Source organism: Pseudomonas sp. Sample_24 (genome assembly GCF_004307605.1).
Taxonomy (GTDB): Bacteria; Pseudomonadota; Gammaproteobacteria; order Pseudomonadales; family Pseudomonadaceae; genus Aquipseudomonas.
Genome location: NZ_RCNW01000474.1, coordinates 1 through 4,415 on the forward strand (window position 1 = coordinate 1; position 4,415 = coordinate 4,415).

Here is a 4,415-nt window from a genome sequence, read left to right on the forward strand (position 1 = left end):
ATGTCAGCATCGGGGGCTTTTTCGTTACAGAAGATTAGGCTTCTGCTTGTACTTCATCAGCCTGCATGCCTTTCTGGCCCTGCACGGCGACGAAAGTCACTTTCTGGCCTTCTTTCAGGCTCTTGAAGCCGTTGCCCTGGATGGCGCGGAAATGCACGAACAGATCCGGACCGCTTTCAGGAGTGATAAAACCAAAACCTTTCTCGTCGTTAAACCACTTGACGGTACCGCTCTGACGTTGGGACATTTCTTATTTCCTTTGACGCAAAAATTAATGACAGTCTCCTTCTCATGAAAGAGTACTGGGGCTGGTTGCAGGAGAGTAAGAAGACGTCGAACGGGATGTAGCTAACTTGTAGGCTACTGCCCAGGTCACGATTCCAAGCGACCCATGCAAACACAGTGAACAAACTCTACGCCAACTACGGGAGAAAAAACAAGCCCTGTGAAAGGCCCGGATTTGCTCACGTTGACGGCCTGATATGCCAACTAGTGCTGGCTTATGCGACAGAGCTGTTCAATTGTTTTCGATCGTTATAAGCAAAGTTCATAATCGAAGCTTAAAGCCAAACGATGCACTATTTTATGGCAGTTGCGTTACACATTAGTGCGTTGTAAACGCAACCGCGTTACTTATAGGAACAGTCAATCAGCCGCGGTAGTAGCGTTGTGGAACAAATGGCATTTTGCTTACAAGCAAAGCCACCTTTTTCCCACGAACAATCGCCCAGACGGGTGTATCGATCGCGACGTACGCGCTGTCGATGTAACCCATGGCCAATGGCGCACCCAAGGTTGGCCCGAAACCACCGCTGCAGACGCTGCCGATGATCTCGCCGGCTTCGTTGACGATCTCCGCCCCTTCGCGCACTGGCGTCCGTTCCTGCGGTAGCAGGCCGACACGTTTGCGGCTGACTCCGCCCTGTTGCTGGGCGAATACGGTTTCAGCCCCCGGGAAACCACCGGCACGCGCACCGTCGGCCCGACGCGGCTTGGAAATGGCCCACAACAGGCTGGCTTCGATGGGGGTGGTGTCGGTGTTCATGTCATGGCCGTACAGGCACAAGCCAGCTTCCAGGCGCAGGGAGTCACGCGCGCCGAGGCCAATGGCTTCAACTTCCGGTTCCGCCAGCAGTGCGCGGGTCAGGGCTTCGGCGTTGGCGGCCGGCACGGAAATTTCGAAACCGTCTTCGCCGGTGTAACCCGAGCGGCTGACAAAACAGTCCACACCCAGCAGTTTTACCCGGGCGAACTGCATGAAGGTCATCTTCGCCACTTCCGGTGCCAGACGTGCCAGTACCGTCACGGCCGCCGGTCCTTGGAGGGCGAGCAGGGCGCGCTCCTCGAACAGTGGCTCGATGGTGCACTGCTCGCCAATGTGCTTGCGCAGATGCGCCAGGTCTTGATCCTTGCAGGCAGCGTTGACCACCAGGAACAGTTCGTCGTTACCCAGGTTGGCGACCATCAGGTCGTCGAGGATGCCGCCGCTTTCGTTGGTGAACATTGCATAACGCTGCATGCCCACGGGCAAGTCGATGATATCCACCGGAACCAGGGTTTCCAGGGCCTTGGCGGCATTGGCGCCGGTCAGGCGAATCTGGCCCATGTGCGACACATCGAACAGACCGGCCTGATCGCGGGTGTGCTGGTGTTCTTTCATCACGCCCAAGGGATATTGCACAGGCATGTCATAGCCGGCGAACGGCACCATGCGCGCGCCGAGTTCGATGTGCAGAGCATGCAACGGGGTTTTCAACAGTTGTTCGGTGGACATATTCAGCTCCTGAAGAAGAGTGCAGATGAGCGCGCATCAGCACTCGATAATGTTGACCGCCAAACCGCCACGGGCGGTTTCCTTGTATTTGCTTTTCATGTCGGCGCCGGTCTGGCGCATGGTGCGAATGACCTTGTCGAGGGAAACGAAATGTTGACCGTCACCACGCATGGCCATGCGCACGGCATTGATGGCCTTGACCGAACCCATGGCATTGCGTTCGATACAAGGCACTTGCACCAACCCGCCAATCGGGTCGCAGGTCAGGCCAAGGTTATGTTCCATCCCGATTTCCGCGGCGTTTTCGACTTGCTGCACGGTGCCGCCCAGGACCTCGCACAGGGCACCGGCCGCCATTGAGCAGGCGACGCCCACTTCGCCCTGACAGCCGACTTCGGCGCCGGAGATCGAGGCGTTTTCCTTGTACAAAATGCCGATGGCCGCCGCGGTCAGCAAAAAACGCACGACGCCGTCGTCATTCGCGGTCGGGATGAAGCGCATGTAGTAATGGAGGACGGCAGGAATGATCCCGGCTGCACCATTGGTGGGCGCAGTGACGACGCGTCCGCCGTTGGCGTTTTCTTCGTTGACCGCCAGGGCGTACAGGTTGACCCAGTCCAGCACCGAGAGCGGGTCACGCAAGGACGATTCCGGGTTTTTGCACAGCTGCCGATGCAGCGCGGCGGCCCGGCGCTTGACCTTCAAGCCTCCGGGCAGGATGCCTTCGTTGCGGCAGCCGGCGGCGACGCAGTCCTGCATGACCTGCCAGATTTTCAGGAGGCCGGCACGGGTCTCCGCTTCCGGGCGCCAGGCGCTTTCGTTGGTCAGCATCACCTGGCTGATGGACAAGCCGTAAGTGGCGCAGTGACCGAGCAGTTCCTTGGCGGTTTTGAAGGGAAATGTCAGGGGGGTGGCGTCTTCGACGATGCGGTCGGCGCCGGCGGCGTCTTCGTCGACGACAAAACCGCCGCCGACCGAGTAGTACTCGCGGCTGCGGATTTGCAGCCCGGCTGCGTCGAATGCACGGAAAATCATGCCGTTGGGATGGTAAGCCAACGGTTTGCGAATCATCGCCAGGTGTTCTTTTTCATTGAATGCAATGCTGTGTTCGCCGAGCAGGTTCAGCTGTCCGCTGCCACGAATGGCTTGCAGGCGTGCGGCCACGGTTTCGGTGTCGACGGTGTCCGGGTGTTCGCCTTCCAGCCCCAGCAGCACGGCTTTGTCGCTGCCGTGGCCTTTACCGGTGGCGCCGAGTGAACCGTACAGCTCAACTTTGACGCAGGTGGTCGCGGCCAACAGTTTTTCGCGGCGCAAGCCTTCGACGAAACGCGCGGCTGCGCGCATCGGACCGACGGTGTGGGAGCTGGAGGGGCCGATGCCAATCTTGAACAGGTCGAACACGCTTAAAGACATGGTTGTTCTCCGGTTTCTTGTTATAGGAGTTGGCGGAATTCAGGCGTGATGCATTCCTTGTGGGAGCTGGCTTGCCAGCGATGGCGATGGATCAGGCAGCAAAAATGTCGACTGACCCACCGCTATCGCTGGCAAGCCTGCTCCCACAGGGTTTTGTGGTGTTCTTAAACGCGGGGGCGAGCAAACCCGCCCCCTCATCTGATTAAGCGTAGCTTTCGATCGACGGGCAGGCGCAGACCAGGTTGCGATCGCCGAACACGTTGTCGACACGACCGACCGGTGGCCAGTATTTGCCTTCGATCAGCGAGGCAACCGGGTACACCGCTTGTTCGCGGCTGTACGGGTGCGACCACTCACCGACCAGCTCCGCCGCCGTGTGCGGGGCGTTTTTCAGTGGGTTGTCGTCCTTGTCCAGGGTGCCGTTTTCCACCGCGCGGATTTCTTCACGGATGCGGATCATGGCGTCGCAGAAGCGGTCCAGTTCTTCCTTGGATTCGCTTTCGGTCGGCTCGATCATCAGCGTGCCGGCCACCGGGAACGACATGGTCGGGGCGTGGAAGCCGAAGTCGATCAAGCGTTTGGCTACGTCATCAACGCTGATGCCGCTGCTGTCTTTCAGCGGACGCAGATCAAGGATGCACTCGTGCGCCACCAGGCCGTTGCTGCCGGTGTACAGCACTGGGTAGTGCTCTTCCAGGCGACGGGAAATGTAGTTGGCGTTGAGGATCGCCAGCTGCGAAGCACGCTTCAAGCCTGCGCCACCCATCATGCGAATGTACATCCAGGTAATCGGCAGAATGCTTGCGCTACCGAACGGTGCCGCGCAGACCGCGCCTTCCTTGCGTGCCATCTGGGCGTGGCCCGGCAGGAACGGAGTCAGGTGCGATTTCACGCCGATCGGGCCGACGCCCGGGCCGCCACCGCCGTGCGGGATGCAGAAGGTTTTGTGCAGGTTCAGGTGCGAGACATCGCCGCCGAACTTGCCTGGCGCGCAGAGGCCAACCATCGCGTTCATGTTGGCGCCGTCGATGTACACCTGGCCACCGTTGTCATGAATGATGCCGCAGATTTCGCGGATGCCTTCTTCGAACACGCCGTGGGTCGACGGGTAGGTGATCATCAGCGCGGCGAGGTGTTCGCGGTGCTCGATGGCTTTGGCGCGCAGGTCTTCAATGTCGACGTTGCCACGGGCATCGCACGCGGTGACGACCACGCGCATGCCAGCCAT

At 59.5% G+C, this 4,415-nt stretch carries 3 protein-coding genes and 1 pseudogene; all 4 read right to left on the bottom strand.

Annotation, left to right across the window (positions count from 1 at the left end; translation table 11 throughout):
* Nucleotides 1–34: 34 nt before the first annotated feature.
* The gene (locus D8V06_RS27080; protein WP_003175786.1) at nucleotides 35–247 is read right to left on the bottom strand and encodes a cold shock domain-containing protein; all 213 of its coding nucleotides are present in this window, start codon (nucleotides 245–247) and stop codon (nucleotides 35–37) included.
* Between the two features lie 402 nt (nucleotides 248–649).
* Complete coding sequence (gene gcvT / locus D8V06_RS27085) at nucleotides 650–1,774, bottom strand: glycine cleavage system aminomethyltransferase GcvT (RefSeq protein WP_056852651.1); 1,125 nt, start codon at nucleotides 1,772–1,774, stop codon at nucleotides 650–652.
* Nucleotides 1,775–1,810: 36 nt separating this feature from the next.
* On the bottom strand, nucleotides 1,811–3,187 hold the full coding sequence (locus D8V06_RS27090; protein WP_056852650.1) for an L-serine ammonia-lyase: 1,377 nt from the start codon (nucleotides 3,185–3,187) through the stop codon (nucleotides 1,811–1,813).
* A 202-nt stretch (nucleotides 3,188–3,389) separates the two neighbouring features.
* Nucleotides 3,390–4,415: pseudogene (locus D8V06_RS27095) on the bottom strand (glycine dehydrogenase (aminomethyl-transferring)); the annotation flags it as partial.